Raw genomic sequence first — 3,388 nt, 5'->3', positions numbered from 1 at the left:
GAGGATGTTATGGCCGCTAACGTAGAAATCTATACCTGGAGAAGTTGCCCCTTCTGCATCCGTGCTAAGGCTTTGCTGAACAAGAAGGGGGTTGAGTTTACCGAATACGTTATCGATGGGGATGAGCAAGCGCGGGCTAAAATGGCTCAACGGGCCAACGGTCGCCGTTCTGTACCCCAGATTTTTATTAATGACGAGCATATCGGCGGCTGCGATGATATCCACGCGCTGGATGCAGCAGGCAAACTCGATCCTCTGCTGCAATAGTCATTAGTTATTAGTCATCAGTTTAGTCATTAGGCAATTTCTCTTGACAACTGACGACTGACGACTGACAACTGACAACTGACAACTGACAACTAACAAAAGCATGAAATTTGCATTTATCATTGACCCTATCTCCAGGCTCGATCCTGGTCACGATACCAGCGTGGCACTGATGGAAGCTGCCCAGCAGATGGGTCATGAGGTTTGGATAACGGAAGCCAGTCATCTTAGTGTGGTGAGTGGCAAGGCTTGGGCGATTTTAGAACGGGTGCATCTCATCCCAGTGGAACTGGTAGAGGGGCGGTGGGTAGTGCAGCAGCCTTGGTACGAAGTGGGCGATCGCACTTTCCAACCCTTAGAATCGATGGATGCGGTGTTCATGCGAACCGATCCGCCGGTAACAGTACCTTATCTTTACGCTACGTACATTCTCGATTACATCGACCCAGCCAAAACTCTGGTAATCAACGCACCGAGAGGACTGCGAGCTGCTAATGAAAAAATGTATGCGTTGCAATTTACCGGCGCAATTCCAGAAACTATTGTCAGTCCGGATAAAGAGACGATCCGCAAATTTGTGGAGTCGAAAGGATCGGCAATTCTGAAGCCTTTGGGCAATAAAGCTGGGGAAGGAATTTTGTTTTTAGAACCGAGCGATCGCAACTTTAACTCGCTCGTCGAACTCAGTACTCTCCAAGGTAGAATTCCGGTGATGGTGCAAACTTATTTGCCAGCTGCCAAAGAGGGAGACAAACGCATTATCCTGCTCAACGGCATACCGATCGGTGCGGTGAATCGGATTCCCACCGGTAAGGAATTTCGCGGCAATATGGCAGTTGGTGGTAGAGTAGCAGAAACGGAAATTACCGATCGCGAACGGGAAATCTGTACCCAACTGGCACCCACGCTGCAACGAGATGGCTTAATTTTTGTTGGTATTGATGTGATTGGTGGCTACCTAACCGAAGTTAACGTCACCAGTCCTACAGGTGTAAGGGAGATCGATCGACTGTCGGGTACTCGTTTAGGTTATCAGACGATCGAATGGGTAGCAGAAGAAAGTCGTCGCAATTCAAAAGTCATCTCAACTTGAGATTAATTAACCTTAACTTCCGACAGGAGAAACCGCCATGACCGGAAATAACGACGATCGACAAGCTCAAATGTGGGCAATGTGGTGTCATCTTGCTTCCCTGGCGTGGATACCGTTAGCAATTATCGGCTTACCCATACCTTTTGCCAATATTGTGGGGCCACTCATATTTTGGGTGCTAAAGAAAGAAGCAGATCCTTTTATTAATGACCAGGGAAAAGAATCTCTGAATTTCCAAATTTCCATGACCATCTACGGCTTTATCGCAACTATTGTTTTGGTATTTATAGCCGTGATTTACTTTATAGTTGCCGGAGTTGCAGCAAGTAACGATGGAGGATTGCTGATCCTAGCGGGGGGTGTAATTGGAATAGGGCTAATTGGCTTACTGGCCGTAATTGGCATATTTCAACTAATTGTAGTCATTCTTGCCGCAGTAAAGGCCAAGGGTGGCTATGCTTATCGTTATCCGTTTACAATTCGATTAATCAAATAAAAAATATCGGAGTTGCCTAATCTTCTTCTCTGAAAACTGATCTTACCTGGAATGACATTGATGACAAAAAATTTAGAAAAAAACACTGTTAATGTAGCAGTAGTAGGAACTGGTTTCGGTCAAAAAGTCCACATTCCAGGATTGCAAGAACATCCACGGACTCAGATTGTGGCAGTTTATCATCGAGATTTGCAGAAGGCGAAAGAAATTGCATCCGCTCAAAATATTACGCACGCTTGTTGCACAGTTGAAGATATTGTAGCACTGCCAGAAGTGCAAGCTGTAAGTATTTCTACACCGCCATTTCTGCATTATGAAATGGCAAAGACTGTGTTACAAGCTGGGAAGCATTTGTTATTAGAAAAACCGACAACTTTATCGGCGTCTGAAGCGAGAAAATTGTACGATTTGGCGAAAAAAAAGGGTGCGATCGCAGTCATGGATTTTGAATTTCGCTTCGTACCCGCGTGGATGCGATTTGCCGAATTGTTGTCAGAAAATTATGTCGGACAGAAACGTTTAATTAAAATAGATTGGTTAGTTTCCAGTCGCGCCGATGCTACTCGCCCTTGGAATTGGTACGCTCGTAAAGACCTCGGTGGCGGCGCACTAGGAGCAGTAGCTTCCCACGCTTTTGATTATATCAGTTGGTTATTTGGCCCTGCGCGGCGGTTGTCTGCTAACTTGAGTACATCTATCCCCACTCGACCCGATCCGGCGACGGGTAAAATGAAGCAGGTAGATGCAGACGATACTTGTATGCTAATGCTGGAATTAGCAGATGGTACGCCGTGTCAGATTTGCATTAGTTCCGTGACTTATCAAGGCAGGGGACATTGGGTGGAAGTGTATGGCGATCGCGGTACATTAATCTTGGGTAGCGATAACCAAAAAGACTATGTGCATGGCTTTCGTCTTTGGGCTTCCCCAGCAGTAAAGAATTTAACAGAAGTAGAAATCCCCCACAGGTTAGATTTTCCTAAAAATTATACAGATGGAAGAATAGCTCCTTTTATGAGAGTTGTCGATCGGTGGCTGCAAGGTATCGATGCTGGTGCAGCCGTAACACCTTCTTTGCGCGAAGGAGTTTACTCCCAGTTATTGATGGATTTAACCCATCAATCCAACGAGTTGGGCAAATGGGTAGAAGTACCTAATTTAGAAAACTTTCTCGGATCTAGTTGAGTGGCCGCAATATCGTATAGTGGTGGTGCAGATTCAAGGCGATCGTACCAATTGCTTGTAGCGGCATTGAAGCTCCCCACCCACAAGGGGATGGGGCTTTCAACGCAACATTGCGGTAAACTGTCTCTTGGGAGTGTCTTGAACAATGCTTGACTCAAAAGAGGCTCACGCCGATCGCGTGGAACTGGTCGGTCGCATCAGCCAGCAAATTACGGAGGCGATCGAGCAAGTGCAGAGTATGACACCCGAATTTGAACAAGTCAGTCAAACTGTGGAAGCACAATTTGAGGGGGCGCAGCAAATTAGTGTGGCCATATCGAAGTTACTCCCTTCCCGCTCAAAGAATA

4 protein-coding genes and 1 pseudogene are annotated in these 3,388 nt (G+C 46.2%); all 5 read left to right on the top strand.

Annotation, left to right across the window (positions count from 1 at the left end):
• Positions 1-9: 9 nt before the first annotated feature.
• Positions 10-267 (top strand): glutaredoxin 3, encoded by a 258-nt coding sequence (grxC, locus tag H6S82_RS24895; RefSeq protein WP_190475812.1) that lies wholly within the window; start codon positions 10-12, stop codon positions 265-267.
• Between the two features lie 103 nt (positions 268-370).
• Positions 371-1,360: a glutathione synthase gene (gene gshB / locus H6S82_RS24890; protein ID WP_190475810.1), complete on the top strand. Its 990-nt coding sequence runs from the start codon at positions 371-373 to the stop codon at positions 1,358-1,360.
• Between the two features lie 37 nt (positions 1,361-1,397).
• Entirely contained in the window at positions 1,398-1,856 is a 459-nt protein-coding gene (locus H6S82_RS24885) for a DUF4870 domain-containing protein (protein ID WP_190475808.1), read from the top strand.
• Positions 1,857-1,916: 60 nt separating this feature from the next.
• Entirely contained in the window at positions 1,917-3,041 is a 1,125-nt protein-coding gene (locus H6S82_RS24880) for a Gfo/Idh/MocA family oxidoreductase (RefSeq protein WP_190475806.1), read from the top strand.
• A 145-nt stretch (positions 3,042-3,186) separates the two neighbouring features.
• A pseudogene (locus H6S82_RS24875) lies at positions 3,187-3,388 on the top strand (hypothetical protein); the annotation flags it as partial.

It is taken from the genome of Planktothrix sp. FACHB-1355 (assembly GCF_014748295.1).
In the GTDB taxonomy this organism is placed as follows: Bacteria; Cyanobacteriota; Cyanobacteriia; order Cyanobacteriales; family Aerosakkonemataceae; genus Aerosakkonema; species Aerosakkonema funiforme_A.
Note: the sequence above shows the minus strand (reverse complement) of the source record. Positions and strands in the feature narration are given on the sequence as shown.

Bases quoted from the DNA above. Each gene is read 5' to 3' on its own strand.
- grxC (WP_190475812.1), top strand. From the start codon at position 10: ATGGCCGCTAACGTAGAAATCTATACCTGGAGAAGTTGCCCCTTCTGC.
- gshB (WP_190475810.1), top strand. From the start codon at position 371: ATGAAATTTGCATTTATCATTGACCCTATCTCCAGGCTCGATCCTGGT.
- H6S82_RS24885 (WP_190475808.1), top strand. From the start codon at position 1,398: ATGACCGGAAATAACGACGATCGACAAGCTCAAATGTGGGCAATGTGG.
- H6S82_RS24880 (WP_190475806.1), top strand. From the start codon at position 1,917: ATGACAAAAAATTTAGAAAAAAACACTGTTAATGTAGCAGTAGTAGGA.